Raw genomic sequence first — 26,825 nt, forward strand, 5'->3', positions numbered from 1 at the left:
TGAGTGTCCAAGATTTGGGGGCCAGTTCAACATTCAGACGACCTTTTGGTTTGCCGGTATATTTATTAATGAAAATTAGGAAGAGGTAGAGAAATAGACCAGTTGCTTGGAATATTCAGCCCGTTAGAAACTTGGTCATGCTAAATTTGTTAGGCACGAGGTTTTGTCCATTCGCTATTTTCAAATTAACCTCAAACTCAAAAAAAAGGCGATACCTTTCAGTACCGCCAAAGCTGCTTTGGTGATGAAACCTGTTATTTCGAGGCGCAACGGAAGCCTAGGTTGTGCAGGACGTATTTCGATTGCAGGCTGGTGCGAATGCCGTAGCGCAGGAAGGCGGCGTAATTTGATGGGTCACTGGAGCCTACGGATGCGCCGCTGCAAAACATTTGCGTATCGGCATTGCCTGACGAGAGCAGGCTGCTGTTGAAGTCTTCCGTCCATTCCCAAATCAGGCCGTGCATATCGTAAATGCCCCAGTAGTTGGGTTTGCTTTTGCCGACATCGCGCAAGCCGTTTCTGCCGCCGTCTGCATACCAGTCAAGAATGGTACGGTTGTATCCGGGTTCGGCAGAACCGTTTTTCTGTGTGGCGGAGGCAAGTCCGGCAAATTCCCATTGGTCTATGGTCGGCAGGCGTTTGCCTTGCGCAGTACAGTAGGCATTGGCGGCAAACCAAGATACGTTGGTTACCGGATGTTTCAGTTCGTTGGGTTTGGGCGCGTAGCTGTTGCTGCCGGTTTTAACCCAGTGTTTGAGGTAGGCAGGTTCGGCTTGTTTGGAGCTGACTTTGCCTTTTTGCCACTGCGGGTGTTTTTTGACAAACTCTGCAAATTCGGCATTGGTAACGGGATATTTGTCGATTTGGAAGGGTTTGACTTTAATGATGCTTGTTTCTTTCTTCAGATAGAGCGGGCGGTAGCTGCCTCCTTCAACTTTTGCCATTTCGGCCGCCGCTGCACTGCCGCTTGCGACAAGGGTAAAGAAGGTGAGGAGTGGTATGAGTTTCATAACGGGCTTTCTAATCTGAATGCGGGGTATTAGGCTTTGATTATATAGCGAAACCGGATAAAAATCCTTAGAGGCCGTCTGATTATTGTGCTTTTGGCTTGTCGGGTTCGTGAATGCTTGAAACCGGTTTTTCAGACGACCTTCGATACTTGATAGGTTGTCTGAAAAACCAATCTTTCGATTGGTCGTGGAAGAAAGCCACTGTTGTCCTTGCATCAGCCGGAACAGCAGTGGCTTTTTTCTGTCTCTACGCCGAGATGACTGGATTAGTAGCCGCCTTTACCTGCAGATGCTGCGGAAGCAGGCGCTGCTGCGGAAGATGCAGGGGCAGCCGGAGCTGAAGCGGCAGGGGCTGAAGCTGCACCGCTACCTGCATAGGCTTTGTCTTCCAGTTTTTTGGTCATGATTTCAGGGTTCTCTGCGCCCTCTACTTTCAATTGACCCAACGCGCCTTTGTTGAACGCACGGAAGAGAGAGTGGTCAACCACAGTGTAGCTGCCCGGGATGTCGGCTTTAAATTCGACAATCGCTGCACCACCGGCAGGAATCAGGGTACTTTGTACGTTTTCGTTGATCAGTTTGCCGCCTTCTACGTAAACTTTGTCGAAGATCTCACCGATAACGTGGAAGGAGGAAACGAGGTTCGGACCACCGTTACCAACGTACATACGAACGGTTTCGCCTGCTTTGGCTTTCAGGGCGTTGTCGCCGGCGATAGCGCCTACGTGACCGTTAAATACAACGTATTCAGGTTGCTCGGCGATGGCTTTGTCCATATCGAACGGTTGCAGGCCTTGCGCACCTTTTTTACCTTTGGTGTAGAAGTCGCCTTGTACGATGTAGAACTCTTTGTCCACTTTAGGCAGACCTTCTTTAGGTTCAACCAAAATCAGACCGTACATACCGTTGGCAATGTGCATACCGACAGGGGCAACGGCACAGTGGTAGATATACAGACCGGGTTGCAGGGCTTTGAAGCTGAATGTAGAAGTACGGCCCGGAGCAGTGAAGCTGGCTTCTGCACCACCGCCTGGACCGGTTGCAGCGTGGAAGTCAACATTGTGCGGTACAGTAGAAGACGGGTTGTTAGAGAATTCGACTTCCACGGTATCGCCTTCGCGTACGCGGATCATGCGGCCCGGAACGTCGCCGTTAAATGTCCAGTAGTGGTATTCCACGCCATCGTCCATTTTCATGGTTTTTTCGACGGTTTCCATTTTCACGCGGACACGTGCAGGATGGTCGCGGTCGATGGCAGGCGGAACTTCAGGAGCGTGGGTAGTTACCGCGTCGATAACAGGCAAATCAGCAGCGGGGGTTTCGGCAGCAGCTTGAGCACTGGAAGCAGGAGCCTCGGAAGCTGCAGGAGCGGAAGCGGAAGCGGTTTGCTCGGCAGGTTTTTGGGCAGCTTGCTCACCACAGGCGGCTAAAGCAAAAACTGAAGCAATGATTGCAGCTAAAGCTTGGCGTTTCATAGTTGTCATTTCCTTTAATAACTATTTTAAGAAGGTTAGGGTATAATTTTTCAACCTTTGTCGTCCGCGGCATACCGCTTTCGGCTCTTTACAAACTGCCTTATTCAGGGTCGTCTGAAAAGCATCTCTTATGAACTTTTGTAGGATTATGTAGGGGGTTTTGCCGCTATATCTTGACCTAAATCAATTAATTCATCAAAGATGAACTTTTACTACCTAATTTAATACCTAATTAATACTTAATAATTAGATAAAACTACGTCAAATCATCTATTATTGCTCACATGTTTTATCCAATTCTTTACAAAAATGTCATCGTATTTTTGATAATAAGAATTATTATTGACTATATACCTGTTTTTTAAAGATTGTTGTTAAGAGAATATTTCTTTTGCCTGAAAAGAGTGCTACAATCTTTAACATTCATATAGTATGAATTTATAAGCAACCACTTTTTACCAAAATAAGGAGTTCTGAAATGGGACAGTACAAGAAGCTATGGTACTTGCTGTTTGCCGTCCTGGCAGTCTGCTTTACCATTCTTGGCTACATGGGCAGCGAGGTTTATAAAAAAGCCCCGCCTTACCCTGAAAGAGTCGTTTCGGCATCAGGCACTCAGCTGATGACCAAAGACGATATTTTGGCAGGTCAGTCAGCCTGGCAAACCACCGGCGGTATGGAAGTCGGTTCCGTATTGGGACACGGCGCATACCAAGCTCCGGACTGGACAGCCGACTGGCTGCACCGCGAGCTTGTCGCATGGTTGGATTTGACCGCGCAAGAGACTTACGGCAAAAAATTCAACGAAGTTTCTCCTGAAGAACAAGCCGTACTGAAAACCCGCCTTGCCGACGAATACCGCAACCAAAGCCGTATTAAAGAAGACGGCAGCGTCGTTATCAGCGATACCCGTGTCAAAGCCATTGAGAGCATTCTGCCTTACTACCACGGCGTATACAGCGATGATCCCGCCCTTCAGACGACCCGCGAACACTTCGCAATGAAAAACAACACATTGCCAAGTAAAGAAGCGCGTGAAAAACTGTTCAACTTCTTCTTCTGGACTTCATGGTCTGCTTCGACCAACCGTCCTGATGAGAACTTCACCTACACCAACAACTGGCCGCACGAGCCTCTGATCAACAACGTACCGACTACTGAAAACTACATGTGGTCGTTTACCAGCGTTGTATTGCTCTTGATGGGTATCGGCCTGCTGATGTGGGGTTACTCCTTCCTGACCAAACACGAAGAAGTAGAAGTTCCGACTGAAGACCCGATTTCCAAAGTACAGCTGACTCCTTCCCAAAAAGCATTGGGCAAATACGTCTTCCTGACAGTCGCCCTGTTTGTGGTACAAGTGTTGCTGGGCGGCCTGACCGCGCACTACACCGTCGAAGGTCAAGGCTTCTACGGCATCGACGAAGCACTCGGCTTCGAAATGTCCGACTGGTTCCCTTACGCATTGACCCGTACTTGGCACATCCAATCCGCCATCTTCTGGATTGCAACCGGCTTCCTGACAGCAGGTCTGTTCCTGGCTCCGATTGTTAACGGCGGCAAAGATCCCAAGTTCCAACGCGCCGGCGTAAACTTCCTGTACATCGCCCTGTTCATCGTAGTCGGCGGTTCTTACGCAGGTAACTTCTTCGCCCTGACCCACGTCATTCCGCCTAAATTCAACTTCTGGTTTGGACACCAAGGTTACGAATACCTCGATTTGGGCCGTTTCTGGCAACTCCTGCTGATGGTCGGCCTGCTGTTGTGGCTGTTCCTGATGCTGCGCTGTACCGTTTCCGCCTTTAAAGAAAAAGGCGTGGACAAAAACCTGCTGGCAATCTTCGTTGCCTCTATGGTCGGTGTCGGCGTGTTCTACGCGCCTGGTCTGTTCTACGGCGAAAAATCCCCGATTGCCGTGATGGAATACTGGCGCTGGTGGGTGGTTCACCTGTGGGTAGAAGGCTTCTTCGAAGTATTCGCTACCGCAGCTTTTGCCTTCATCTTCTACAACATGGGCTTCGTCCGCCGCAGTACCGCCACCGCATCCACTCTGGCTGCCGCCGCCATCTTCATGTTGGGCGGTATCCCGGGTACGCTGCACCACCTGTACTTCTCCGGTTCTACCTCCGCCTCTATGGCAATCGGTGCCTGCTTCTCCGCATTGGAAGTCGTACCGCTGGTATTGCTGGGTCGTGAAGCTTACGAACACTGGTCTTACCAACACCTGTCCGAATGGGCGAAACGCCTGCGTTGGCCGCTGATGTGCTTCGTAGCAGTTGCCTTCTGGAACATGATCGGTGCCGGCGTATTCGGCTTCCTGATTAACCCGCCGATTTCCCTGTTCTACATCCAAGGTCTGAACACTACCGCAGTTCACGCACACGCAGCCTTGTTCGGTGTGTACGGCTTCTTGGCACTGGGCTTCGTCTTGCTGGTTGCCCGCTACCTGAAACCAAACGCAAAATTCGACGACAAACTCATGACTTGGGGCTTCTGGCTGCTCAACGGCGGCTTGGTCGGCATGATCGCCATCAGCCTGCTGCCTGTCGGCGCCATTCAAGCATACGCCTCCATCACTCATGGTCTGTGGTATGCCCGTAGCGAAGAATTCCTGCAAATGGAAATCCTCGACACCCTGCGCTGGGTACGCACAGCAGCCGACTTGATCTTCATCGGCGGTGCAGTCTGCGTAGCCATCCAAGCAACCAAAATCGTATTCAGCCGCGATAAATAAATCCTAGCTTGAATACCCTGCAAAAGGTCGTCTGAACATTTTCAGACGACCTTTTCTTTTGGAAGATAGAAGAAACTCAATGGGGAGTTGCCTGAAAGGGGTAGGGCAGCTTAGCTTGGTTCATGCTCGCTTACGCCTTATTATCAGACATCGGAGCCATGCCGTTAATGTATTGGGTTTGCTGAATCTGCTCGTCGCTGGCAAACATTCGGTCAAACACGCTGCGGACTTCATCGGTCAATTCTACGTTCAGACTTTTCAGGGATTGATAGACCTGTTTCAACCATGAACGGAAACGGCGGAACACCCCGCGCAATTCTTCGCTTGGTGCTTTGCCTTCGTACAGGTAGGCTTCAAAAACCGCGCGCCCATTTCTCGTGGCTCTCGCGCTGCTCGTTTAGACTCATTGCGTCCCATGCGGCAAGGTCTTTCACGCCGAACCAATCCAAGGTCGTCTGAACGTCGGACAGGAATTGACGCTCCTGCCCGGTCAGGTTTTCGGTAGGCTTGGCGGTCAGGTCGCGGGCGATACGGGTATTTGTTTCAAGGAAGAAATGCCCCAGTTCGTGAACGAATATAGATGCGTCGGCGTTTTTCAACAGGGCAATCAGGTTATGCTCACGGCTGAACATCCCACGGTCTGCGCCGCCTTGAAACAGTATGTCTTGATTGGTGTCGGTGTTGGGGGTAGAATTGTCATATGCCCTCTCCCCGTTTCGGACGTTGAGGCTTTGGCTGGAAATGTTTTTGATGACATTTTCGGATATTGCCGTTGGGGGATACTTCCGTATGGAATAGCTCGAAAATCTTTCTTTTTACGGCTGGCTTCGGCGATGTAAACCATCAGCCCGTCATCAAATCTCTTCAAATACGCAACCCGTTCAGCCCCTTGTTCTGATTGAAAACCTGTTACGATTTTGTCAGGCGATGTAACAATATCGGGAATCCGCGTCAAATCCTCCGCTGTTACGGCAACCTGTCCGCGTTCTTCTTCCGTTTTGGTGTTGCCATGTTCTTTGTAGATGTGGTGTGCTGCAAATCGGCTGATGGAATGTGAATATCCCTGTGTATCGGCAATTCAGGTATCTGCCGCGTTATCCAAAGTCCAAAATACAGCTTCGTTTTTCGCGGTTTCCCGTCCGTCTGTTGTCCAGATGTTGATTGCATCCTGCGGGTTTTCGCTATGTACCCATCCGCGCGGCGGGTTGCTTGCTAATGCTTGATTCAATACGCTGTCGTCTAAAAGGCTTTCGCCGACCACATTCATGCCCCCATAGGCTGCGTCAAAATCACGGATTCCCATATTCAGACGACCTGCAAGGGTTTCGATTGCGCGGGCGTACAGCGTGGCATTTGCTTCAGCCTGCGTCTTGTTCATTATTTGTTGTTTCATTCCATAAACGTTTGGTGAGGATTTTCTCTGCCGATTGTTGTATATCAATAGAAAAAGGTCGTCTGAAACTTGGATTTCAAGTTTCAGACGACCTTTCTTGTTACTTCAAACGCCTTTAGAACTTGGCTTCAAGCGTGAAATTGTAGCTTCTGCCGGGGGAGGTGAAGCGTTCTATACCGGCATGGGTTTTGTTGTCGACGCGGTTGACTGTGCCGAATTCGCGGATGCTGCGCAGCGATTCCCAAGTATAGTATTTTTTGTTGCCGATGTTGTACGCACCGGCGCGCAGGGTGAAATATTTGCCTAAGTTGACGTAGCCTGTCAGGTCGAAAAGCGTATAGGCTTTGCTGTGCTTGGCAAAAGGCCAGGGATTGTTCAAATCATCACTGCTGTGGACGGTGTCAGACGGTTTTTTAGCTGCGGTGTGTGTCAGGTACGCATTGACGCCCCAGCGTTTGGACGGCGCATCGTAGCCCAGATTGTAAACGGCAGACCACGGGGAAAGGGCGTTAATCGGGGTTTCCTGTCCGTTGGTCTGTTTGGCTTTGCCTTTGATGTAGCTGACGTTGATACCTGCGTGCGTGCCTTGCGGCAAACCGATGCTGTCAAGGTTCCATGTGCCGTTAAATTCCAAACCTTTCGCCCATGCGGAGGAACGGTTTTGGTTTTGCCAAACGGGTGAGCTGACCAATGCGGTACCGTCGGAAATCGGCGCATAATTAGGGCTGTTGGGGTTGTCTGAGGACACACCCATGTAGGTCAGTTCGATAAAGTTGCGGTAGCGGGTTTGGAAGCCGGAGAGTTTAAAGTTTCCGGCTTTGCCACTGCCGGCAAGTCCCAGCTCGAAGTTTTTGGCGGTTTCCGCCTTCAGGTTAGGATTGGCTTTAAGGTAGAAGTCAGGATGCGGGAACAATAGCCAGGTTTCGTCTGAAGTCGGCGCGCGGAAGCCAGTGCTGTATTTTGCCAAAAGATTCAAATGTGGAGTGAATTTCCAGTCTAATCCTAAACCGTAGCTGAAACCGCTGTGTTTACGTTCGCTGCCGAGATAAGGAATTTGACCGCGGATGGCAGGAGTGTAGTTGGGATTGTCTTTGGCTTTGCTGCTGCTGTTGTCGTAGCGAAGCCCGGCATTGAGGCGGTATTGGCTGCTGTCGCCGAATTGGAATGTGTTGTTCCAGTAGGCAAAACGGTTTTTGGAGGAGCTTTCGACCAGCATAGTCAATTCTTGGTTGTTGGACGTTTGATATTTCGGGTCGTATAGGCGTACCCAATAGCTATGATCTCTATTGTCGTTGTCGTTTTGGGAACCACCCAATCCGTATTGCATTGCCCATACCAATTTGGAAAAGTCGATTTGTTTTTCAGCATCGGCACCAAATTGGGTATTTTTTTGACGGATGTTGCGAAACATATGGTACACGTCGCTGTTCACACCGTTGCTGGCGTAATCGGTCGGCAAGTCCCAAGTCCAGGTACTCATGTCGATGGTTTGACGGTCGTAATGCAGGTTGAGACTGTCCCATGGTCCTTTGTCAAGTTGGTTTTTGTATTCAAAACCGATGCGTTTACGGTAGGAGATGTCTTGGCGGGAACGGGTATCGCCTAGTGCCTCGCCTTTCCAGTTTGCCGCCCACATATTAGATAATTCAGTCGTCGTGCGGTCGGTGCGTGAATCCTCGTAAATCCAACCGATACGGTTTTTATCGTTGAAGTTGTAACCCAGTTTGAATAAGGTGCTTTTGTTTACCCAATCTTGTGGATCGGGTTTGCTGCGGGCTACGCCGCGGCTGCCGTAGTTGGTGCTGCCGGCATTCGGGTTCCAGCTTTGTTTGTTGTCGGTGATGACGGTATCGGCAGCGTCGCTGTTGTTTTTGGTTTCTTTACCGAAACGGCGGGTATAAACCATCAATGCATCCAGACCCAGCCAAGTTCCTGCAGCGGTAATGCTGCTGAATTTCTGGCTGTTGCGTCCGATATAGCCGCCTTTAATGCCTAAGTGGTAAGGCTTTTCTTCGGAAACATAGTCGCTTGCGGATTTGGTTTTATAGTTGACGGCACCGCCCAATGCGCCGCTACCGGATTTGAGCGAGTCCGCGCCTTTGTTGATGGTAACTTCCGAGAAATTTTCAGGTTCGGAAGTGTTGCGGTTGGCATTGAAGTTGCCGTATGCGCCGAACAACTCTTGGAACGCTTCAGACGACCTGCTTTCTGCTTGCGCCAGTCCGTCCACGTTGATGGCAACGCGGTCTTTATCGACACCGCGTATGGTAAAACCGTTGGAACCTGAGCGTCCGCCTTCGACGACGCTGATGCCCGGATCGTAGCGTACCAAGTCGCTTTCATCGGAGACCATTTGTTTATCCAATGCCTGACGGCGGACTTTCTCTTCACCGAGTTTTTGGACTTTGCGGCCGCCGATGACTTTGACTTCATTCAAGTCCTGATGGGCTTGTGGTACGGGGTCGGCAGCGAAGGCAGGGAAAGTTTGGCTGACAATAGCTGCCAGCAGTACGGGTTTAAAGGGGAAGGACATTTTTTGCCTCTTAAAGATGTACTGATTATCGGTTTATTGGGATGTTTGACGTACGGTTACTTGCTGACAGGTGTCAAGCTTGTATCCGTCGTATTGCGGTCGTCATCATTCTTCACGCCGCCGAACACGGTATCCAACGATTTATCGGCATCAAAGGTTACTTTGCCGCCTATACTGACTTCTGTTTTATCGCCGTTAAATTGACCAAAGAATTTCCCTTCGACTTTGCCGTTTTTACCATCGGATTCAGCAGTGCCTGAGAAATCAACGCCGTTGATGCCAACATCTTTCATCACAACATCCGGACCGTAATCCGCATTACCTAAAATCGTGCCGCCGAGTTTGTTGGTGTTGAAATTGGCTGTTAGCAGTGAAAGTTTGGGCGTGTTTTTTTCAGACGACCCGGAGGATTTGCCCGGATCGTAGGTTGAGGTAACGATATTGCCGTTGCGGACGCGGACAGCCCAAACTTCGTATGTAGTCTTGCCTTTTGCCACTGTACTGTCTGACGGAGTGTAATAAGACGGTTTCGCCGTTCCGACGGGTTTGCCGCCGACAAACAGGTCTGCCGTGCCGTCTGCATTTATCCATGCGCCGAATTTGAGGTGGTCATGTTTGGTTGCCGGTGCATAGGTGAATTGTCCGGAATTGCTGCAACAGACAAACAGTTTTCCACCCTCAGACAAAGGCTGGCCTTCGTGGCGGGTACGCAGGGCATAAGACGGGCTGGAGTAAGAGGGGACAATCGGGTCGGAATATGAGCTGATGTTGTAATAGTTGCCGGAAGGGGTTTGATAGACATATTGTTTATCGGTATAGCTGCCGCCCCATGATGTTTTCACTTCGAGTTCCGCTTCATGCAGACTGCCGCCTTTACCGGAAAGGGTGTTGATGGTCTGTACCGCACTGCTTTCATCACTCAGCTTGATATTGGCGATAGGTTGCGCTGTCGGAATGGCAACGGGGACTTTGGGTTCGGATGCACCTCCTCCCGCGCAGGCAGTCAGAATCAGGGAGGCGGCCGCAGAAATTGCGGATACTTTGATTTTCATGATGAATCTCTCTTAATATTGATATTTTATAAATTAATGATAAGTATTACCAATTTTGTTGTAATATTTTGTAATAATTATGGCGTCTTGGCAATATCTGCGCGGAGTTTTTATGATTTTTGAAGTAAATATTAAGAAATAAATCAATTAATGACATAGGTTTGAATATTTATTCTAAATATTTGATTTGATAATGCTATCTATTAATGATGAAGAATATTGGGGGATAGTGTGGATCAAACGATTGCTTTGGATACGCAAGATATATTTCAGGCGTGTTCAGTGAGTTGGCTTGATTAATTTCATGAATCTACTGATGAATAACATTTGAATAATTTGTAAGACCATAAAATAAATCAGTTATGTTTGTTTTGGAATTTTACCTCTATAATGCTGCATCTTAATGCGAATCTGTTGCTTTTACGCAAAAAAGGTCGTATGAAAAGTTTCAGACGACCTTTGGCAGGCGTAAATCCCTGACTGGGAGAAATCAGTAGGGTATGTGGGTTGCATTTGGCTATCCCTGCGATATACAAACATATATTTCGGATGATTTTGAATGTTAAGAATAAAACAAAAAATGGTTTCGGTATCTTTATGCTGCCTGTTGCCTTCCGCAGTCTTGGCTGAATTGCCCGAAGGGGGTGTCCGGCAGGATTCGCCTTCTCAGGATGCTGCCGTACAAGTGCAGCAAAAACAATGGCTGGATATTTTGTCCGAAGAAGAAAGGTCGTCTGAAAAGAATGAGAATGCAGGAGAACCGACTGTGGTCGGCGATGATTTTTTAGCGGCAAACCCGCGTATTCTTGAGGACGCGCTGATTCGGGCACTTAACGGCAATAGCGCAGATTTGGTTTCTTCGCTTGCCGCCCTTTACCGCAAACAGCCCAACCACAATCCCAAGCTGATTGCGCGTGCCGATGCTTTGCTGGCAAAGTTGAAAGGGCGGACTTCCGAAGCGGTCGAGCGTTATCGTACCCTTTATGAATCCGACGTTTCAGACGACCGCATATTATTGGATTTGGCGGCGGCAGAGTTTCAAGATTATCGTTTGGGCGAAGCGGCGGCGCATTTCCGCCATGCCGCGCAGCGCGATATACCTGCCCCCGTTTTGGAAAACGTCAAACGTTTTCAAGAAGCCGTCAAGCGGCAGACAGAATGGAAATGGTCTGGTGGAATCAGTCCCGTGCATAGCGATAACGCCAACAACGCTGCTCCGCGTTATTGCATCGAAACAAGGGGGCAAACCGCATGCAGCGTTACTTTGCCCGTCAGTGCCAACGGCTTGAATTACGAATTGAACACCGAAAAACTCACCCCGCTGTACGGGCATCACGCCGTCAAATTCCGCGCCAACCTCAGCGGAACGAGCTATTTTTTCGACCGCCAATCGGCTTACGACGATGCGTTCGGCAGGGCTTATTTGGGCTGGCAGCGCAAGGACGGCAAACAAACCGTCAGCGTTTTACCGTTTTATCAGGCACAGTTGGCGGGCAGCAGCGAATTTGACAGCAAAAAAGAAAACAACCGCCGTGCCGCGCCGTATATGCTGGCACACGGGGTCGGCGTACAGCTTTCGCATATGATCAATCTTGGCAACGCGACACAACTTTATTACTCGCTGGAACGCTACCGCCAAAACTATCGGGAAACCGATCGTGCGCTGCGCAACGACGGTTGGCACGACGGCACCTATCTCTCCCTGGCGCGCCGTTTCGGCAGTACGACCCTGTTCGGCGGTTGGCAATACAACCGCTTTGTTCCTGAAAACAAAAACATACGTAATGCCGTCAACAATGCCGCCTACTGCCGCAACGGGTTCAATATAGGCTGGATACAGCAATGGCCGTTTTTAGGCGGGCTGAACAGCCGCCTGACCGCTTCATTTGCCAACCGCCGCTATAAAGGCATTATGGCATTCGGCACGGAGCCGCAACGCAACCGCGAGCGCTCCCTCTCCGTCAGCCTCAGCCATGACAAATTGTCCTACAAAGGCATCACGCCGACCTTGAATTACGGATACAGCCGCATCCGCAGCAATGCCCCTTATGCACGACGCAGCAGCCGTCAATGGTCGTTGGGAGCTGAATGGAATTTTTAAAAACAGCCTAAAATTCGAATACTTAATCAATAAAGGTCGTCTGAAAACGGGCATCGTAGATTTTCAGACGACCTTTGCGGCATTTTCAAGCCGATGGATATGGTTTTGCAATCAATATGGACAGCTTGAACCTTCCGTCTTAAGGACGGTAGAATCAGTCATTTCAATGCAGCAGTTCGAAGTTTTGTTGAAACTGCCGTATATCCTAAATAATCAGATATATATCATGAGTACCGAAACCAAAAACTACATTACGCCCGTTGGTTGGCAGGCGTTGAAAGACGAGCTGTATCAACTGGTCAATAAAGAACGTCCCGAAATCGTCCAAATCGTCAACTGGGCGGCAAGCAACGGCGACCGCAGCGAAAACGGCGACTATCTTTACGGCAAACGCCGTATGCGCGAAATCGACCGCCGCATCCGTTTTCTGACCAAGCGTTTGGAAGCTGCCGTCGTCGTCGATCCCGAATTGCGCGAAGCGACCGACCAAGTGTTTTTCGGCGCAACTGTCGGGCTGTTGCGCGGCGACGGACGCGAGCAAACCGTCAAAATCGTCGGCGTCGATGAAATCGATACCGCGCAAAACAAAATTTCTTGGATTTCCCCGTTGGCGCGTTGTCTGATTAAAGCGAGAGAAGGGGACGAAGTCATCTTGAATACACCGGAAGGGCGCGAGGAGATTGAGATTTTGTCGGTGGAATATATACGGATAGATTAAATCTCTCGCAAGCATAAGAGATAGGTCGTCTGAAAACTTTACCAATACGTTTTCAGACGACCTTTTCCATAAAAAAACACCGCTTTTACAAGCGGTGTCCGGTAAAGCATAAATTATTTGCGCAGACCCAAGCGGGTAATCAGGTTGCGGTATGTATCAGGTTGGGTACGGCGCAAGTAAGACAACAGACGGCGACGTTGGCTGACCATTTTCAACAGGCCGCGACGGCTGTGGTGGTCTTTAGGGTTGGCTTTGAAGTGGGGAGTCAGGTCGTTGATGCGGAAAGTCAACAGAGCGACTTGTACTTCAGAAGAGCCGGTATCGCCTTCTTTGCGTTGGAAATCTTTAACAATTTGTGCTTTTTGTTCTACGGTCAATGCCATGATGGATAACTCCGAAAAATAAAAGAACCGTTATTCGGTTCGGACAAGTTTGACGAGCGCGAACCCGTTCAAACTCCTGAAGTCTTTTTGTGAAGACGGGCGGATTATGCCACAGTTTCATCTGTTTTGCACGGCTGAATCCTGTTTTTGATACGAAATTGTGGAAATGTCGTCTGAAAATGTATCGGGGTGTGGCGTAAAGTATGTGCGAGAAGTTTTGATTCGGTGCATTTTACAGCAGGTTAAAATGGAAAATATTCCCATCATTCCTGAACTTCCTGAACAGGCGTGAATCCGGGCTTTTGATTTCGGCAAGATTCAGCGATTATTGCGGATTGCCAAATAACGGGTGGGTACTTTTTTGAATTTCAGCGAATGGGTAGGGCTTTTCGGAAGGGCGTGGGTTTTGTAGTAAAATAGACGCTGATCGACGGCATGAAGAGGTCGTCTGAAATTTACAAAGAGCTTTGATATTATGAATTTTTTTAGAAAAACAGCCTTGTTTTTGCTCGTTTTGTCCGTATTGGCTGCCTGCGGTTCGTTTGTTTCGCAATATGTTTTAGGGATGAATCCCTGCGTATTGTGCATCGTGCAGCGTTTGTGCGTATTGGCGGTCGGGGTGGCGGCTTTGCTGGCGGTATTTTTCCGTCAGTCTTCCAAAGTGGGGCGGACGTTTTCCGCTTTGCTTATCAGCGCGCCTGCTGTGTACGGGATAGGGACGGCGGCTTATCAGTTGTGGTTGCAAAGCCTGCCGCCGGGTACGGCACCTTCCTGCGGTGCTCCGTGGACGTTCCGCTTGAAGGACTGGCCGTTGTTTGACTGGTTCGAACCCATCGTGCGCGGCTTCGGCAATTGCGCCGTACCGGATTATTTTTTGGGTGTCGCGCTGCCGGTTTGGAGCATCGCTTATTTTTGTTTCGTTGTCGTATTGGTTTGGTTTGCTTGGTTGAAAACGAAATAAATGTCCGGAATTTAAAAAAGGTCGTCTGAAAATTCGTTTTCAGACGACCTTTGCTTATGGGGAATGACTTACATCACATCCAACACGTCAATGCCCAGCAAATCCAAGCCTTGTTTCAGCGTGTCGCCGGTGAGCTTTGCCAGTTGTAGGCGGCTGTTGCGGGTTGCGCCTTCGGCTTTGAGTATCGGGCAGGCTTCGTAGAAGCGGCTGAACAGGGTGGCGGTTTGGTAGAGGTAGGCGGCGAGGTAGTGCGGATATGCCGTGTCCGCCACGCTTTGCAGCACGTCTTCGAATTTCAGAAGCTCGGCGGCAAGCTGTTTTTCCAGCGGTTCGGTCAAAACGGTTGACGCGGTCGCGTCCCATTCGCCGGCTTTGCGGAATACGCTTTGCACGCGGGTGTAGGCGTATTGCAGGTAGGGGGCGGTGTTGCCTTCAAACGAGAGCATGGCGTCCCAGTCGAACACATAATCGCTGGTGCGGTTTTTGCTCAAATCGGCGTATTTGACCGCGCCAATGCCGACGGTTTTGCCGATTTTCGCCGCTTCGTCCTCACCCAATTCGGGATTTTTTTCTTTCACCAAAGCGGTGGCGCGTTCGACGGCTTCGGTCAGCAGGTCAACCAGTTTTACAGTATCGCCGCTGCGCGTTTTGAACGGTTTGCCGTCTTTGCCCATCATGGTGCCGAAGCCGATAAACTCGGCTTTTGCATCTTCCGGCAGATAGCCTGCTTTGCGGGAAGTGGTGAAAAGTTGTTCGAAGTGCAGGGCTTGGCGGTGGTCGACGACGTACAGCAGGCGGTCGGCTTTCAGACGGCCTATGCGGTAGCGCAGACACGCCAAATCGGTGGAAGCGTAGAGGAAGCCGCCGCCTTGTTTTTGCACGATAAATGCGGCGGGTTCGCCTTCTTTATTTTTAAACTCATCCAAGAACACGACTTTCGCGCCGTCGTCTTCGACCGCCAGACCTTTTTGAACCAAATCATCGACCACGGGCTGCAAATCGTCGTTGTATTTCGATTCGCCCGCCACGTCTTCAGGGCGCAGTTTCAAGCCCAGCGTGTCGTAAACGGCTTGGGCGTGCGAGAGCGAAATATCGACAAACTGTTTCCACAACGCCAACACGGTTTCATCGCCGCCTTGCAGCTTCACAACGTATTCGCGCGCGGTGTCAGCAAATGCGGCATCTTCGTCAAAGCGTACTTTGGCGGCGCGGTAAAACTGCTCCAAATCCGCCAACTCAAACGCGGCATTATCTTTTTGCTGCTCAACCAAATAAGCAACCAACATGCCGAATTGCGTACCCCAGTCGCCGACGTGGTTTTGGCGGATGATGGTGTTGCCCATAAATTCCAATACGCGCGAAATGCTGTCGCCGATGATGCTGGAACGCAGATGGCCGACGTGCATCTCTTTTGCCAGATTGGGCGAGGAATAGTCGATAACGACGGTTTGCGGTTTGTCGGTTTTTGCTATGCCGAAACGCGCGTCGTTCAAAGCCGCATGAATGTTCTGGGCGAGAAATTCGGGGCGCAGGCGCAGGTTGATGAAGCCGGGGCCGGCCACTTCCGCGCTTTCAATCACGGCGTTTTCCGCCAATGCTTCGGCCACCTTTTGCGCCAATTCGCGCGGATTTTGTTTGGCTTTTTTCGCCGCACCCATCACGCCGTTGATTTGGAAATCGCCGTGTTCGGCGTTTTTGGTCGGCTGCAAGACAACGGGGCTGTCGGCGATGCCTGCGGCGGCAAAGGCAGCGGCGGCTTCGCGTTCGACGGTTTGATGTAGGTTCATGAAGTTCGGTCTCTCGGTTAAATTCAAATCAGGCGGTATTTTAAAAGAATTTGGGGTGTTGAAACAGGGCTAAGGTGAAAGGTCGTCTGAAAAAATGTGGATGGTTTCGGCGTAACCTGCCATGCCCGTTTTCAGATGACCTTTTAATGATGGCAGCGTTTGGAAAAATTCAACGGACAAGGTTCCAAGCCATTTTTATGGCAATCAGCAGCAGCATGATGCCGAAGGAGATTTTAAGCTGGCGGGCGGGGAGTTTGTGCGCGGTTTTGACGCCGATCGGGGCAAAAATCATGGTTGCGATGCTGAGGATGGCGACGGCGGGTAGATAGAGGAAGCCGCCGGAGCCGTGTGGCAGGTCGGGAACGTTCCAGCCGGTAACGAGATAGCCGATTGTGCCTGCAAATGCAATCGGCCAGGCGAGGCCGGAGGATGTACCGATGGCGCGGTGGGCGGGGAAGTTGCAATACATCAGGAAGGGGACGGACAGCGAGCCGCCGCCGATGCCGACCCAGCTCGAAGCTGCGCCGAACAATGTGCCGACCGCGCTTAAGCCGGGTAGGGCGGGCAGGTGGCGCGAGGCTTTGGGTTTGGAGTCTGTCAGGGTTTTGAGGGCGATAAGGGTTAGGAATGCGATAAAGAAGATTTGCAGGGCGCGGGTAGGCATGTATTTGGCGGTTACCGCGCCGATCAGTACGCCGAATATCATGGAGGGGGTCATACGGCGGACAGTCTGCCAGTTGATGGCGCTTTTTTTGTGCTGCGCGTACATGCTGGAGAAGGTGGTGAATACCATGACGGCGAAGGATGTACCGATGGCGAGATGTTGGGCGTAGGGGTGGTTGCTGATGCCTTGCAGTTGCAACGTCCACAAGACGACGGGGACAATCAATGTGCCGCCGCCTACGCCGAACAATCCTGCAATAAAGCCCGCCGCGCTTCCGACGGCGAGCAGGGAGAAGATGATGTCCCAAGTCCACATTTTTCAGACGACCTTTTTGGTTTTACGGCGTTTTTTCAACCAACGCCATACTGCCATGATGTAGCCGGAGAGGCTGTAACCCAGGAAAAACAGGAAAAGTACAAGCGAAGGTTTCCAGTTGATGAGCAACAATACCAACACGGCAAGCACCATGCCCATAAACGGGACTTGGCGGCGGATATTGATTTCTTTAAAGCTCCAAAACGGGATTTGGACAATCATGGAAATGCCGGCGAAAAGCGTGATGCCCAAAGCCCACCAATGTACGCCGGGGAAGCGTTCGATGCTGTGGTTGACCCAAATCAGGCCGACAATCAACGCAGCGGCAGTCGGACTGGGAACACCGATGAACCATCGTTTATCGACTTTGCCGATAAGCGTATTGAAGAGGGCGAGGCGCAGGGCGGCGCAGGCGCAGTAGATGAAGGCGACGGAATAACCGATTTTGCCGAACTGCCAAAGCTGCCATTTATAGGCAATCAAGGCGGGCGCAACGCCGAAACTGACCATGTCGGCAAGGCTGTCGAGCTGTTCGCCGAACGCGCTTTGGCTGTTGGTCAGCCGCGCCACGCGACCGTCCATGCCGTCGAGCAGCATGGAGAGGAATACTGCAATCGCTGCCGTCTCATAACGCCCGTGCATGGACTGGGTGATGGCGAAAAAGGCGCAGAACAACGCAGCGATGGTAAAGGAGTTGGGCAGCAGGTAAATACTGTTCTGACGCAGAGAATTGCGCGGCGGGATTGGCGGTTGGTTTTGCATGTTGTCCATAATCGTTTGATGATGCAGTACAAAGCAGATGGAGGGATTATACCGTATTGAGATGAAAATGATTCCGGAATGTGCAGGAGGTCGTCTGAAAATGTGTGAACACAACTGGGTTTGTTCACTTTCAGACGACCTTTTTACCGAAATATGAGTTTTGCTGTCTTTCTAAAAACAGGAACAATCAGCCGTAAATTGCCGTATTTTTATCAATCCGAACCGACAAACAATAGCGTATAACGTAGGCTTAGCCTCCGAAGATCATGATTGGCCTGCGGGCTCGGCATCCATGCCATATCGGCGAAAGGGATTCGTGAGGGACGGGCCGTCTGAAAACAGGCGGATCAAATTTTGTCAAAGCAAATGTTCAAATAATAAGCGCAAAGAAAAAGCATCAGAACCGTCATTCATCCGGATTTTTGGTTTTCGGAAGGATTAGGAACGCCATTATTCCAAATCTCCGGATTCATACCTGCGCGAGAATAACGGTAAGGGCGGTTTCTATTTTAATCGACCCTGTTTTCAGACGACCTTTTTCATTCAAGCCGACGGTTAATCAAACAATTCCCGCTGCGCCTGCTCTTTGGTCACGCGCACGTCGGTTTCGCCGTCGGCAAAAGTGATGTGCAGTTTCTGCCCTTGCTTTAAAACATCGGCGTTACGGATGACTTGTCCGCGTGTGTTTTTGACGACGGAGAAGCCGCGCTCCAGAATCTGTTGCGGCGATACGGCTTCGAGCAGGGCGGTTTGGGCGGTCAGGCTTTGGCGGCGGTGGGCGAGCAGTTGGCGGAAGGCGTGCGACAAGGTCGTCTGAAAACGGTCGATGTCTTGCCGGTAAACGGAAATATCGGGGCGGCAATGTTTCAGGGCTTGGGTTTGGCGTTCGAAACGGGCGGTGTGGGCGCGGACGTTTTGCGTCATCGAGTAGGACAGGGTTTGCGCCAGTTTGTGGATGTAAGTGCGCTGTTCGCCGAGTTTTTGGCGCGGGTGGCGGATTTGCCGCGCGAGCCAGTCGAGCTTTTGGCTGGCATCGAAATAGCGTTGTTCCAAAACGGTTTTCAAACGACCTTTGGCTTGGGCGAGGCGGTGCAGCGATTCTTGGCGGTTGGGGCTGACCAGTTCCGCCGCACCGGTCGGCGTGGGGGCGCGCACGTCGGCAACGAAATCGGCGAGCGTGAAATCGGTTTCGTGTCCCACGCCGCTGACGACCGGAATCGCGCAGGCTTCGATGGCGCGCACGACCGGTTCTTCGTTAAACGCCCACAAATCTTCAATGCTGCCGCCGCCGCGACAGACAATCAACACATCGCATTCGGCGCGTTGCGATGCGGTTTTAATCGCTTGGGCAATCTGAAACTCGCTGCCCGCGCCTTGAACGGCGGTCGGATAAACGATGACGGGAATTTCGGGCGCACGGCGTTTCAAGGTGGTCACGACATCGCGCAATGCCGCCGCCGCCAGACTGGTTACGATGCCGATACATTGAGGGCGGGCGGGTAAAGGTTTCTTGCGTTCCGCCGCAAACGCGCCTTCCGCCTGCAACTGCGTCTTCAGCCGCTCGTAGGCTTCGTAAAGCTGCCCCAAGCCTTTGAGCCGCACCTCGTTCACGGTAATCTGAAATTCGCCCCGCGCCTCGTAAATACTGATTTTGCCCGCCACTTCGATATGGTCGCCTTCTTTCAAAGGCTTTGCCAAACGCGACGCCGCACCCTTGAACATTGCGCAACGCACTTGTGCGCGGCTGTCTTTGAGCGAGAAATAATAATGCCCGCTGGCGGCACGGGTCAGGTTGGACACTTCGCCCGCAATCCACAAGCCGGCAAGATGGTCTTCCAGCAAGGCTTTGGCGAGGGCGTTGAGTTCGGATACGGAAATGGAGGAAGGTGCGAAGAGTTCGGACATTGGGAGCGGGGATAAATGGGGAAAGGTTGGATTATAAGGGGTTTCGGGCGAGGTTTGTATGGGAAAGGTCGTCTGAAAGAAGTCTTTGCCGGATATTATTTTAATAGTATATTGTCAACCTCTAAACGAAAACATTACGGGATACTGTTATGAAACATATTTTGATTGATTTTGAAAACGTCCAACCGGAAGCATCGCAATTGAGCGGAGTGGATGACGAAAACTGCCATATCTGGCTTTTTCTGGGAAAGCTGCAACAAAAAACTTTGTCGGTAGAGCTTTGCGAAGCCTTATGCAGGTTTGGAAAAAATGTTCATTTCGTACGGGTTGCAAAGACAGGCAAAAATGCTCTGGATTTTTATCTTGCCTATTATTTAGGCAAGATTACGGAACAGGACAAGGAGGCATTGATATGCATTCTTTCGAGGGATGGGGGATTTGATGTTTTAGTTGAACATTTGGAAGATACGCATTTGTGTAAGGGTATTGTCAGATTGGGAAGTTTGGAGGATGCAGGGAAGAATGAGGAATTGTTGTTGGAAATGAGGAAAAAAGACGAGGAAACGTCTATTGTCGATCCTTTGCACTCTACATTGTTGACAGCTTGTTTTAAAAAGGCATCGCAGCATTTGATAAATTGCCAGAAAGATTCGAATTTGGTTTTAAATACACCTAAAGCCATGCAAGATCTGGAACAATATTTATTGTCGTCGGTTTTGCAAGTGGATTTACAGCATTTGGATAAAGAGCAACAGCAAAAAATAATAAAAGCAGTTGTTGAACATATGATCAACAAAGAGTTGATAACACTAAATCCTGTCAATAATCACCTTCAGTTTCATTTTTCACAAGATGAATTATTGGCTACTTTATTGCAGCATGTTGAACGATCCAAGCCTAAAACTGTTTGTGCGCTTCAAAATGTTTTACGAACAAAAGCCAATAGTATCGGTTTAAATTCGGAAGATAATGATTTGAAGCAAATGATTCGATATTGTGCGACTCAAAAAATCTTAAAAGTAAAGGGAGAGAAAGTTGAATATCTTTCACAGGATGAAATAAACAAAGAGGTATTAAAAACAAATGGTGGGGTAGTTAAGAAATTTATAGTAAGCCAAAAAGAAGATTTAAGAATCATGCAGGAAGTTCAAGCATTCTTTGAGCGTCGGCAAAAAAACAGGCCTGCCAGCAGAAAAACACTAACCAATGCATTTAAATCCGCCTTGAAATTGGAGGATGGGCATATTGAAATGTTAATTGACCGTCTGGCGAAACAGGGAAAGTTATTTACTGTTAGCGAATCAGGTAAGATTATTTATAAATAATTGTCGTAAATATGAAGGCCGCCCGAATGCCCAAACTCCATCAAATCATCGAACGCCATTGGCAACGCCCCAATCCGTTTTTATCTTTTCTGCTCAAACCCTTATCCATGCTTTTTGCCAAAATTGCGGCAAAACGGCGCGATGATTTCGTTTCAGGTCGTCTGAAAAGTGAAAAGCTGCCCGTACCTGTGGTCGTGGTCGGCAATATCCACGCGGGCGGGACGGGGAAAACGCCGATTGTCGCCGCTCTGGTGTCGGGCTTGCAGGAAAAAGGCGCCAAGGTCGGCATCATCAGCCGGGGCTACGGGCGCAAGAGCAAAGCGGTTCATGTATTAAATACCGAGAGCCGTGCGGAAGATGCGGGCGACGAACCTTTGCTGCTGTTCCGTAAAACCGGCGCACCGACGGCGGTGGGCAGCAGCCGTGCACAGGCAGGCAGGGCGTTGCTGGCGGCGCACCCTGACATCGGGCTGATTGTGGCGGACGACGGTTTGCAGCATTACGCCCTGCGGCGGGATGTGGAAATCGCGGTGTTTCCGGCGGCGGATACGGGGCGGACGGATTTGGATTTGCTGCCCAACGGCAGTTTGCGCGAACCTTTGTCTCGGCTGGATTCGGTGGATGCGGTCGTTGTCAGCGGCGGTCAGGCGGATGCGTCGTTTGCGCCGTCTGAAAACATGTTTCACAGCCGTATCGAAACGGGACGGATTTACCGTTTGAACCAGCCGTCCGAAATACTGGATACAGGTCGTCTGAAAAACCAAACCGTCGCCGCCGTGGCAGGTATCGCCAAACCGGAGCGTTTTTTTGATTCGCTGCGGAACATGGGCATCACCTTGAACCAAACCGTCGCGCTGCCCGACCATGCCGACATCGCAGCGGCAGATTTGCCCAATGCGGACGCGGTCATTATTACGGAAAAGGATGCGGTCAAGTTTTCAGACGACCTCAATCTGAATCATGTATGGGTGTTGCCTGTTTGTGCGATAATCGAACCTGATTTGGCGGCGTTTGTATTGGAACGGCTGGAAGATTCCCGACAGGTCGTCTGAAATCAATTGAATCTTTGTTGCTGTTTGTCTTGAATAATAAGGAAATTTATGAACCTGAAAAAACTGCTGCTCACTTTCGTTGCCATTGCCGCCTGCTCCGCCGCAACAGCCGCGCCCCCAAGCGATAAGTCTTTAAATAGATGGATGGAAGTCCAGCATATCGAACGCGACTTTCTCAAAAATTTGACCAACATGGCGGAAGCACAAAACCGACAGCTCATGCAACCGATCATCTCCTCATATCCACCGGAACTGCAGCCGCAATTATAAGCCGCGTCAGACCGTTATATGAACAAAGTGTTTAAAGCTTATTTCACACCGCAACTTAGAAACAAATTAATGAAAGAAATAAAAAAAGTTGCCAAGGACGAGTTCACTCAACAAGAGATTGATGCCATGATTGCGTTTTACGAGACTCCCGTAGGACAATCTATCGTGGAGAAAAATTCGGCATTCATAAAAAAACTCGCCAATATAGGGGCAAGCGAAGCGGATATGAAAGAAATAGAAACAATCAGCGAACACTACCTAATTGAATTTGAAAACGAAATTAAAAAAATATTGTCTGAAGAATGTACCCCCTAAACCTTAAACAGGAGAAAAAGATGAAACTGAAAACCTTGTTATTGCCCTTCGCCGCGCTGGCATTGTGTGCCAACGCATTTGCCGCTACACCCAGCGACGCGTCGCTGGAGCGTCTGTTTGAAGTGCAGAAGATGGATGCCCTGTTGGACCAGTCTTTCCAAAGCATGGAAGGCATTGTGCTTTCTGACCCGAATGTACAGAAATTTTTGAAAGATGCGCCGGAAGACAAACGTCCGCAGTTGGAGGCGGTATTGAAAAAGTATGCAACCCGGTCGATTGCCGAAATCAACACGCCGCAAGTGCGCACCCAGTTGCGTAAAGCGGCTTTAGACGGCATGAAGACGGTTTATACGCAAGAAGAAGTCAACGCATTGATTGGCTTTTACAGCACGGCAGTAGGCCAATCGATAATGGATAAAACGCCGCGCTATCTTGAGGCAACGATGAAACCGATGATGAACATCCTTGCCGGCAAATACACCCAATCCAACGAAAGCGCAAACCTGAGGCGCGAAATTCGCCAAATCATGTGCAACAGCAAAAATCCTGCCCAAGCCTGCGCCAAACAGCCGAACAAACCGGCACGGAAAAAATAATGCCGCTTGAGGTCGTCTGAAAACGAGCGAAGCAAGTTTCGCCAAAACGAGCGAAGCGAGTTTCGCTAAAACCATCAAACCCGAAAGAAACCCCATGGAAAAAAAATTCTTAGACATCCTCGTCTGCCCCGTTACCAAAGGCAGGCTGGAATATCATCAGGACAAACAGGAATTGTGGAGCCGTCAGGCGAAGCTGGCTTATCCGATTAAAGACGGCATTCCCTATATGCTGGAAAACGAAGCGCGAGCGTTGAGCGAAGAGGAACTCAAAGCATGACCGAATTCGTCGTATTGATTCCGGCGCGGCTGGATTCATCGCGCCTGCCCGGAAAAGCCTTGGCGGACATCCACGGCAAACCGATGGTCGTTCGCGTTGCCGAACAGGCGGCAAAAAGCAAAGCGGCGCGCGTCGTCGTTGCCACCGATCATCCCGATATTCAGACGGCTTGTCAGGCGCACGGCGTCGAAGTCGTCATGACTTCAAACCGGCACGAAAGCGGCACGACACGCCTTGCCGAAGCCGCTGCCGCGCTGAAGCTGCCGCAACATCTGGTGGTCGTCAACGTACAGGGCGACGAGCCGCTGATTGCCCCCGAACTCATCGACCGCACCGCCGAAGTCTTGGTGGAAAACAACGTGCAGATGGCAACTGCGGCGCACGAATTGCACGATTTCGACGAATTTATGAATCCCAACGTCGTCAAAGTCGTCCTCGACAAAAACCGCAACGCCATCTACTTCAGCCGCGCCCCGATTCCCTATCCGCGCGATGCCATGCGCGCCGAAAAACGCGAATTGCCCGCCGAAACCGCCGTCCTGCGCCATATCGGCATCTACGCCTACCGTGCCGGTTTCTTGCAACGCTATGCCGAAATGAGCGTCTCGCCGCTGGAAACCATCGAATCGCTGGAACAACTGCGCGTCCTGTGGCACGGCTACCCGATTGCCGTCGAAACCGCCAAAGAAGCCCCCGCCGCCGGTGTGGATACGCAAGAGGATTTGGACAGGGTCAGGGCTGCGTTCGAGGTTGTCTGAAATTGGGCGAAGCGGGTTTCGCCAAAATCTGAAATCAGTCGGTTTCGGCATTAAGTTTCGCGAGCCAAGCCCGCGCTATGAGCTATTGAATTTGCCATCATCAGGAATTGTTATGAAACGCAGCATATTGATATTTTTATCCTGCATCGCCTTGCCTGCTTGCGCTGCCGATTTTTCCGCTTACGCGCCCAAAGGCTGGAAAATCATCAAAAGCGTGGAGGGGGATTTAAACGGCGACAATCAAGCCGATGCCGTTTTGGTGCTGCAAAAGCAAGACAAGGCAAACATCATCTCAAACGACTCTATGGGGCAACCTGAATTGGATACCAATCCGAGGATGTTGAAAGTATTGTTCAAGCAGGCAGACGGTTACAAGACGGCTGTCGAAAACACAACGCTGATTCCGCCTGAAAGCGATAAAGATAATGGCTGTCTTGACGACCCATTTTCTGATGTATCCATCGATAAAGGTCGTCTGAAAGTGAGTTTGCAGTGGTTTTACAGTTGCGGAAGCTGGTGGATGAGTTACAGTGACTACCTATTCCGTTACCAAAACGACCGCTTTCTTCTGATTGGGTATACCAATTCCCAACATAACAGAGCTTCAGGCGAAATTGAGGAGTACAGCGACAATTATCTGACTGGAAAGCGGAAGAGAACGACAGGCGGCAATGTGTTCGATTCATCAGAAGACCATCCGAAAGTCAGATGGGAAAGATTTAAAAAGAAACCTTATTATTTGGACGAGCCTTATCGCCATCCTAGAGCAGAGAGATAGGTCGTCTGAAAATGATGAACCGTAAAATGCTGTTTTTCAGTAAACACCAAACCGGATAATCCGTTTTACCTAAACACCAACAGAAAGCCCTTTATGACCGATTTACGCCATTTGAGCCGCGAAGAGCAAAAACTGCTTGCCGATGTTACCCTGCTGGTTCAAAACGACGACCAAGAGTTTAACTATGAAATGTTGAAAGCCGCCGCACCGGATGAAGCCAGCGGCGAGTTTTGGTTCCGTATGGCGGAAACGCTCAGTACGCTGCCGCCGAACCGTTCGCTGGATTTGCGCTTAAACGGCGGCAGGCTGACGGTTGCCGTGTCAATTTTGTCGGTATTGCTGCAAGACAGCCCTGAAATTCCGCAGCTTTGGGCGCAAAAGGTGATTGCGCTCAACTACTTGGCACACGGGCATCAGACCCGCGCGCGCGGTTTGGCGCAGCAGGCGGACAAGGCGGCGGAAGCCAACGAGGAAGAGTATTTGGCGAAAACTTTATCGCAAAACCTGCTTTCCACGTTGAAAGAGGCACTGGAGCGGTTTCCCGAAGACACATGGTTTGCCGAAATGCGCGATGACGCATGGAAACATTTCGGCGCGGAACAGGCCGTCTGAAGTTTTGAACGATAAACGCAAGCCGTGTAAAATCATTTGAATCACATTTCAAATCCATATTACTTAACAAGAAGGAACACCCATGAAAGTATTATTGTTAGGCGCGCCGGGCGCGGGTAAAGGCACTCAGGCTCAATTCATCACCGCTGCGTTCGGCATTCCGCAAATTTCCACCGGCGATATGCTCCGCGCTGCGATTAAAGCAGGCACGCCGCTGGGTTTGGAAGCGAAAAAAATCATTGATGAAGGCGGCTTGGTGCGCGACGACATCATCATCGGCATGGTGAAAGAACGCATCGCGCAAGACGACTGCAAAAACGGTTTCCTGTTCGACGGCTTCCCGCGCACGCTGGCACAAGCCGAAGCGATGGTTGAAGCGGGCGTGGATTTGGACGCGGTCGTTGAAATCGACGTACCCGACAGCGTGATTGTCGACCGCATGAGCGGCCGCCGCGTCCACTTGGCTTCCGGCCGCACCTACCACGTTACTTACAATCCGCCCAAAGCCGAAGGCAAAGACGACGTAACTGGCGAAGATTTGATTCAGCGCGACGACGACAAAGAAGAAACCGTCAAAAAACGCCTTGCCGTTTACCACGAGCAAACCGAAGTGCTGGTCGATTTTTACAGTAAACTGGAAGGCAAACACGCGCCGAAATACATCAAAGTTGACGGCACTCAGCCGGTAGAGGCCGTGAAAGCCGAAGTATTGGGCGCATTGGGCAAATAAATCGAAAAGGTCGTCTGAAAACAGGAAATCAGGTTTTCAGACGACCTGTTTTTGATAAACAGCGTGTTGCAACCGAAAAATAATCATTCGGCGTCATTCCCGCGCAGGCGGGAATCCATTTCTGAATTTGGGCAATCGCTGTTTAAATCTGATGAACTGAGTTTTATCAATGGATTCCCGCCTGCGCGGGAATGACGGCTGATGTGCCTATCCGAAACAGTTTGTCGGGGGCTTGAGTCCGCGTAGGTCGGACATCAATGCCCGACCTACGGTTTGAATTTACGTTGTTATAGTGGATTAACAAAAATCAGGACAAGGC

General features: G+C 50.4%; 27 protein-coding genes. 14 read left to right on the forward strand and 13 right to left on the reverse strand.

What is annotated here, in order from left to right:
- Window positions 1–254: 254 nt before the first annotated feature.
- On the reverse strand, window positions 255–1,010 hold the full coding sequence (locus HMPREF3066_RS06710; RefSeq protein ID WP_070441395.1) for a formylglycine-generating enzyme family protein: 756 nt from the start codon (window positions 1,008–1,010) through the stop codon (window positions 255–257).
- A 266-nt stretch (window positions 1,011–1,276) separates the two neighbouring features.
- The gene (gene nirK, locus HMPREF3066_RS06715; RefSeq protein WP_070441398.1) at window positions 1,277–2,485 is read right to left on the reverse strand and encodes a copper-containing nitrite reductase; all 1,209 of its coding nucleotides are present in this window, start codon (window positions 2,483–2,485) and stop codon (window positions 1,277–1,279) included.
- A 478-nt stretch (window positions 2,486–2,963) separates the two neighbouring features.
- Here nirK and HMPREF3066_RS06720 point away from each other — a divergent pair, with 478 nt between their 5' ends.
- Window positions 2,964–5,219 carry a nitric-oxide reductase large subunit gene (locus tag HMPREF3066_RS06720; RefSeq protein WP_070441401.1) on the forward strand — a complete coding sequence of 752 codons (2,256 nt, stop codon included), beginning with the start codon at window positions 2,964–2,966 and terminating at the stop codon, window positions 5,217–5,219.
- A gap of 130 nt (window positions 5,220–5,349) precedes the next feature.
- On the opposite strand, the gene HMPREF3066_RS13550 is transcribed toward HMPREF3066_RS06720, so the two are convergent.
- The 6 genes from HMPREF3066_RS13550 to HMPREF3066_RS06735 form a co-directional block, all read right to left on the reverse strand.
- Window positions 5,350–5,526 (reverse strand): hypothetical protein, encoded by a 177-nt coding sequence (locus tag HMPREF3066_RS13550; RefSeq protein ID WP_242883767.1) that lies wholly within the window; start codon window positions 5,524–5,526, stop codon window positions 5,350–5,352.
- Window positions 5,527–5,572: 46 nt separating this feature from the next.
- Window positions 5,573–5,851, reverse strand: a complete 279-nt coding sequence (locus HMPREF3066_RS13555) for a hypothetical protein (protein WP_321178915.1) — start codon at window positions 5,849–5,851, stop codon at window positions 5,573–5,575.
- Window positions 5,827–6,297: a PBECR3 domain-containing polyvalent protein gene (locus HMPREF3066_RS13560; RefSeq protein ID WP_321178920.1), complete on the reverse strand. Its 471-nt coding sequence runs from the start codon at window positions 6,295–6,297 to the stop codon at window positions 5,827–5,829. Before HMPREF3066_RS13560 ends, HMPREF3066_RS13555 begins: the two co-directional genes overlap by 25 nt.
- Complete coding sequence (locus HMPREF3066_RS13565; protein ID WP_240593851.1) at window positions 6,298–6,612, reverse strand: hypothetical protein; 315 nt, start codon at window positions 6,610–6,612, stop codon at window positions 6,298–6,300.
- A 115-nt stretch (window positions 6,613–6,727) separates the two neighbouring features.
- Window positions 6,728–9,145 (reverse strand): TonB-dependent hemoglobin/transferrin/lactoferrin family receptor, encoded by a 2,418-nt coding sequence (locus HMPREF3066_RS06730; RefSeq protein ID WP_070441404.1) that lies wholly within the window; start codon window positions 9,143–9,145, stop codon window positions 6,728–6,730.
- Window positions 9,146–9,201: 56 nt separating this feature from the next.
- A complete protein-coding gene (locus HMPREF3066_RS06735; RefSeq protein WP_070441407.1) occupies window positions 9,202–10,197 on the reverse strand; it encodes a Slam-dependent surface lipoprotein in 996 nt (331 codons plus the stop codon).
- Between the two features lie 559 nt (window positions 10,198–10,756).
- Between HMPREF3066_RS06735 and HMPREF3066_RS06740 the strand changes: the two genes are divergently transcribed.
- On the forward strand, window positions 10,757–12,298 hold the full coding sequence (locus HMPREF3066_RS06740; RefSeq protein WP_070441410.1) for a surface lipoprotein assembly modifier: 1,542 nt from the start codon (window positions 10,757–10,759) through the stop codon (window positions 12,296–12,298).
- Between the two features lie 226 nt (window positions 12,299–12,524).
- Window positions 12,525–13,016, forward strand: coding sequence for a transcription elongation factor GreB (gene greB, locus HMPREF3066_RS06745; protein ID WP_039407314.1), 492 nt, complete (start codon window positions 12,525–12,527; stop codon window positions 13,014–13,016).
- 113 nt (window positions 13,017–13,129) lie between these two features.
- Here greB and rpsO read toward each other — a convergent pair whose 3' ends face one another.
- The gene (gene rpsO / locus HMPREF3066_RS06750; RefSeq protein WP_016687799.1) at window positions 13,130–13,399 is read right to left on the reverse strand and encodes a 30S ribosomal protein S15; all 270 of its coding nucleotides are present in this window, start codon (window positions 13,397–13,399) and stop codon (window positions 13,130–13,132) included.
- A gap of 475 nt (window positions 13,400–13,874) precedes the next feature.
- Here rpsO and HMPREF3066_RS06755 point away from each other — a divergent pair, with 475 nt between their 5' ends.
- On the forward strand, window positions 13,875–14,360 hold the full coding sequence (locus tag HMPREF3066_RS06755; RefSeq protein ID WP_039407170.1) for a disulfide bond formation protein B: 486 nt from the start codon (window positions 13,875–13,877) through the stop codon (window positions 14,358–14,360).
- Between the two features lie 68 nt (window positions 14,361–14,428).
- Here HMPREF3066_RS06755 and argS read toward each other — a convergent pair whose 3' ends face one another.
- The 4 genes from argS to xseA form a co-directional block, all read right to left on the reverse strand.
- A complete protein-coding gene (gene argS, locus HMPREF3066_RS06760) occupies window positions 14,429–16,147 on the reverse strand; it encodes an arginine--tRNA ligase (RefSeq protein WP_070441413.1) in 1,719 nt (572 codons plus the stop codon).
- 169 nt (window positions 16,148–16,316) lie between these two features.
- A complete protein-coding gene (locus HMPREF3066_RS06765; protein WP_070441416.1) occupies window positions 16,317–17,126 on the reverse strand; it encodes a sulfite exporter TauE/SafE family protein in 810 nt (269 codons plus the stop codon).
- A gap of 3 nt (window positions 17,127–17,129) precedes the next feature.
- Complete coding sequence (pssA, locus tag HMPREF3066_RS06770; RefSeq protein WP_070441420.1) at window positions 17,130–17,897, reverse strand: CDP-diacylglycerol--serine O-phosphatidyltransferase; 768 nt, start codon at window positions 17,895–17,897, stop codon at window positions 17,130–17,132.
- A gap of 546 nt (window positions 17,898–18,443) precedes the next feature.
- A complete protein-coding gene (gene xseA, locus HMPREF3066_RS06775) occupies window positions 18,444–19,793 on the reverse strand; it encodes an exodeoxyribonuclease VII large subunit (RefSeq protein ID WP_070441423.1) in 1,350 nt (449 codons plus the stop codon).
- Window positions 19,794–19,942: 149 nt separating this feature from the next.
- Between xseA and HMPREF3066_RS06780 the strand changes: the two genes are divergently transcribed.
- From HMPREF3066_RS06780 to adk, 10 genes are all read left to right on the forward strand, one after another.
- Window positions 19,943–21,118, forward strand: a complete 1,176-nt coding sequence (locus HMPREF3066_RS06780; protein ID WP_070441426.1) for a PIN domain-containing protein — start codon at window positions 19,943–19,945, stop codon at window positions 21,116–21,118.
- Window positions 21,119–21,144: 26 nt separating this feature from the next.
- Complete coding sequence (gene lpxK, locus HMPREF3066_RS06785; RefSeq protein WP_070441429.1) at window positions 21,145–22,170, forward strand: tetraacyldisaccharide 4'-kinase; 1,026 nt, start codon at window positions 21,145–21,147, stop codon at window positions 22,168–22,170.
- A gap of 48 nt (window positions 22,171–22,218) precedes the next feature.
- Window positions 22,219–22,440 carry a hypothetical protein gene (locus HMPREF3066_RS13570; RefSeq protein ID WP_321178917.1) on the forward strand — a complete coding sequence of 74 codons (222 nt, stop codon included), beginning with the start codon at window positions 22,219–22,221 and terminating at the stop codon, window positions 22,438–22,440.
- Between the two features lie 18 nt (window positions 22,441–22,458).
- Window positions 22,459–22,755 (forward strand): DUF2059 domain-containing protein, encoded by a 297-nt coding sequence (locus HMPREF3066_RS13575; RefSeq protein ID WP_321178918.1) that lies wholly within the window; start codon window positions 22,459–22,461, stop codon window positions 22,753–22,755.
- 20 nt (window positions 22,756–22,775) lie between these two features.
- On the forward strand, window positions 22,776–23,351 hold the full coding sequence (locus HMPREF3066_RS06795) for a DUF2059 domain-containing protein (protein WP_070441432.1): 576 nt from the start codon (window positions 22,776–22,778) through the stop codon (window positions 23,349–23,351).
- A gap of 94 nt (window positions 23,352–23,445) precedes the next feature.
- Entirely contained in the window at window positions 23,446–23,628 is a 183-nt protein-coding gene (locus tag HMPREF3066_RS06800) for a Trm112 family protein (RefSeq protein ID WP_002221286.1), read from the forward strand.
- A complete protein-coding gene (gene kdsB / locus HMPREF3066_RS06805) occupies window positions 23,625–24,386 on the forward strand; it encodes a 3-deoxy-manno-octulosonate cytidylyltransferase (protein WP_003743970.1) in 762 nt (253 codons plus the stop codon). Before HMPREF3066_RS06800 ends, kdsB begins: the two co-directional genes overlap by 4 nt.
- Window positions 24,387–24,498: 112 nt before the next feature.
- On the forward strand, window positions 24,499–25,164 hold the full coding sequence (locus tag HMPREF3066_RS06810) for a hypothetical protein (RefSeq protein ID WP_070441435.1): 666 nt from the start codon (window positions 24,499–24,501) through the stop codon (window positions 25,162–25,164).
- A gap of 93 nt (window positions 25,165–25,257) precedes the next feature.
- The gene (locus HMPREF3066_RS06815) at window positions 25,258–25,776 is read left to right on the forward strand and encodes a 3-deoxy-manno-octulosonate cytidylyltransferase (protein ID WP_070441438.1); all 519 of its coding nucleotides are present in this window, start codon (window positions 25,258–25,260) and stop codon (window positions 25,774–25,776) included.
- Window positions 25,777–25,858: 82 nt separating this feature from the next.
- On the forward strand, window positions 25,859–26,506 hold the full coding sequence (adk, locus tag HMPREF3066_RS06820) for an adenylate kinase (RefSeq protein ID WP_070441441.1): 648 nt from the start codon (window positions 25,859–25,861) through the stop codon (window positions 26,504–26,506).
- The last annotated feature ends 319 nt before the right edge of the window (window positions 26,507–26,825 follow it).

Origin of the sequence: Neisseria sp. HMSC03D10, assembly GCF_001807625.1 — a bacterium.
GTDB lineage: Bacteria > Pseudomonadota > Gammaproteobacteria > Burkholderiales > Neisseriaceae > Neisseria > Neisseria mucosa.

What these genes read in the sequence shown, in the direction of transcription:
- HMPREF3066_RS06755 (WP_039407170.1), top strand. Translation starts at nt 13,875, where the DNA reads ATGAATTTTTTTAGAAAAACAGCCTTGTTTTTGCTCGTTTTGTCCGTA.
- HMPREF3066_RS13575 (WP_321178918.1), top strand. Translation starts at nt 22,459, where the DNA reads ATGAACAAAGTGTTTAAAGCTTATTTCACACCGCAACTTAGAAACAAA.
- HMPREF3066_RS06730 (WP_070441404.1), bottom strand. Translation starts at nt 9,145, where the DNA reads ATGTCCTTCCCCTTTAAACCCGTACTGCTGGCAGCTATTGTCAGCCAA.
- HMPREF3066_RS13565 (WP_240593851.1), bottom strand. Translation starts at nt 6,612, where the DNA reads ATGAAACAACAAATAATGAACAAGACGCAGGCTGAAGCAAATGCCACG.
- argS (WP_070441413.1), bottom strand. Translation starts at nt 16,147, where the DNA reads ATGAACCTACATCAAACCGTCGAACGCGAAGCCGCCGCTGCCTTTGCC.
- lpxK (WP_070441429.1), top strand. Translation starts at nt 21,145, where the DNA reads ATGCCCAAACTCCATCAAATCATCGAACGCCATTGGCAACGCCCCAAT.
- xseA (WP_070441423.1), bottom strand. Translation starts at nt 19,793, where the DNA reads ATGTCCGAACTCTTCGCACCTTCCTCCATTTCCGTATCCGAACTCAAC.
- HMPREF3066_RS06800 (WP_002221286.1), top strand. Translation starts at nt 23,446, where the DNA reads ATGGAAAAAAAATTCTTAGACATCCTCGTCTGCCCCGTTACCAAAGGC.
- HMPREF3066_RS06780 (WP_070441426.1), top strand. Translation starts at nt 19,943, where the DNA reads ATGAAACATATTTTGATTGATTTTGAAAACGTCCAACCGGAAGCATCG.
- HMPREF3066_RS06710 (WP_070441395.1), bottom strand. Translation starts at nt 1,010, where the DNA reads ATGAAACTCATACCACTCCTCACCTTCTTTACCCTTGTCGCAAGCGGC.
- nirK (WP_070441398.1), bottom strand. Translation starts at nt 2,485, where the DNA reads ATGAAACGCCAAGCTTTAGCTGCAATCATTGCTTCAGTTTTTGCTTTA.
- HMPREF3066_RS06765 (WP_070441416.1), bottom strand. Translation starts at nt 17,126, where the DNA reads ATGTGGACTTGGGACATCATCTTCTCCCTGCTCGCCGTCGGAAGCGCG.
- HMPREF3066_RS06795 (WP_070441432.1), top strand. Translation starts at nt 22,776, where the DNA reads ATGAAACTGAAAACCTTGTTATTGCCCTTCGCCGCGCTGGCATTGTGT.
- HMPREF3066_RS06815 (WP_070441438.1), top strand. Translation starts at nt 25,258, where the DNA reads ATGACCGATTTACGCCATTTGAGCCGCGAAGAGCAAAAACTGCTTGCC.
- HMPREF3066_RS06720 (WP_070441401.1), top strand. Translation starts at nt 2,964, where the DNA reads ATGGGACAGTACAAGAAGCTATGGTACTTGCTGTTTGCCGTCCTGGCA.
- HMPREF3066_RS13555 (WP_321178915.1), bottom strand. Translation starts at nt 5,851, where the DNA reads ATGTTCAGCCGTGAGCATAACCTGATTGCCCTGTTGAAAAACGCCGAC.
- HMPREF3066_RS06740 (WP_070441410.1), top strand. Translation starts at nt 10,757, where the DNA reads ATGTTAAGAATAAAACAAAAAATGGTTTCGGTATCTTTATGCTGCCTG.
- rpsO (WP_016687799.1), bottom strand. Translation starts at nt 13,399, where the DNA reads ATGGCATTGACCGTAGAACAAAAAGCACAAATTGTTAAAGATTTCCAA.
- kdsB (WP_003743970.1), top strand. Translation starts at nt 23,625, where the DNA reads ATGACCGAATTCGTCGTATTGATTCCGGCGCGGCTGGATTCATCGCGC.
- HMPREF3066_RS13570 (WP_321178917.1), top strand. Translation starts at nt 22,219, where the DNA reads ATGAACCTGAAAAAACTGCTGCTCACTTTCGTTGCCATTGCCGCCTGC.
- HMPREF3066_RS06810 (WP_070441435.1), top strand. Translation starts at nt 24,499, where the DNA reads ATGAAACGCAGCATATTGATATTTTTATCCTGCATCGCCTTGCCTGCT.
- greB (WP_039407314.1), top strand. Translation starts at nt 12,525, where the DNA reads ATGAGTACCGAAACCAAAAACTACATTACGCCCGTTGGTTGGCAGGCG.
- adk (WP_070441441.1), top strand. Translation starts at nt 25,859, where the DNA reads ATGAAAGTATTATTGTTAGGCGCGCCGGGCGCGGGTAAAGGCACTCAG.
- HMPREF3066_RS06735 (WP_070441407.1), bottom strand. Translation starts at nt 10,197, where the DNA reads ATGAAAATCAAAGTATCCGCAATTTCTGCGGCCGCCTCCCTGATTCTG.
- pssA (WP_070441420.1), bottom strand. Translation starts at nt 17,897, where the DNA reads ATGGACAACATGCAAAACCAACCGCCAATCCCGCCGCGCAATTCTCTG.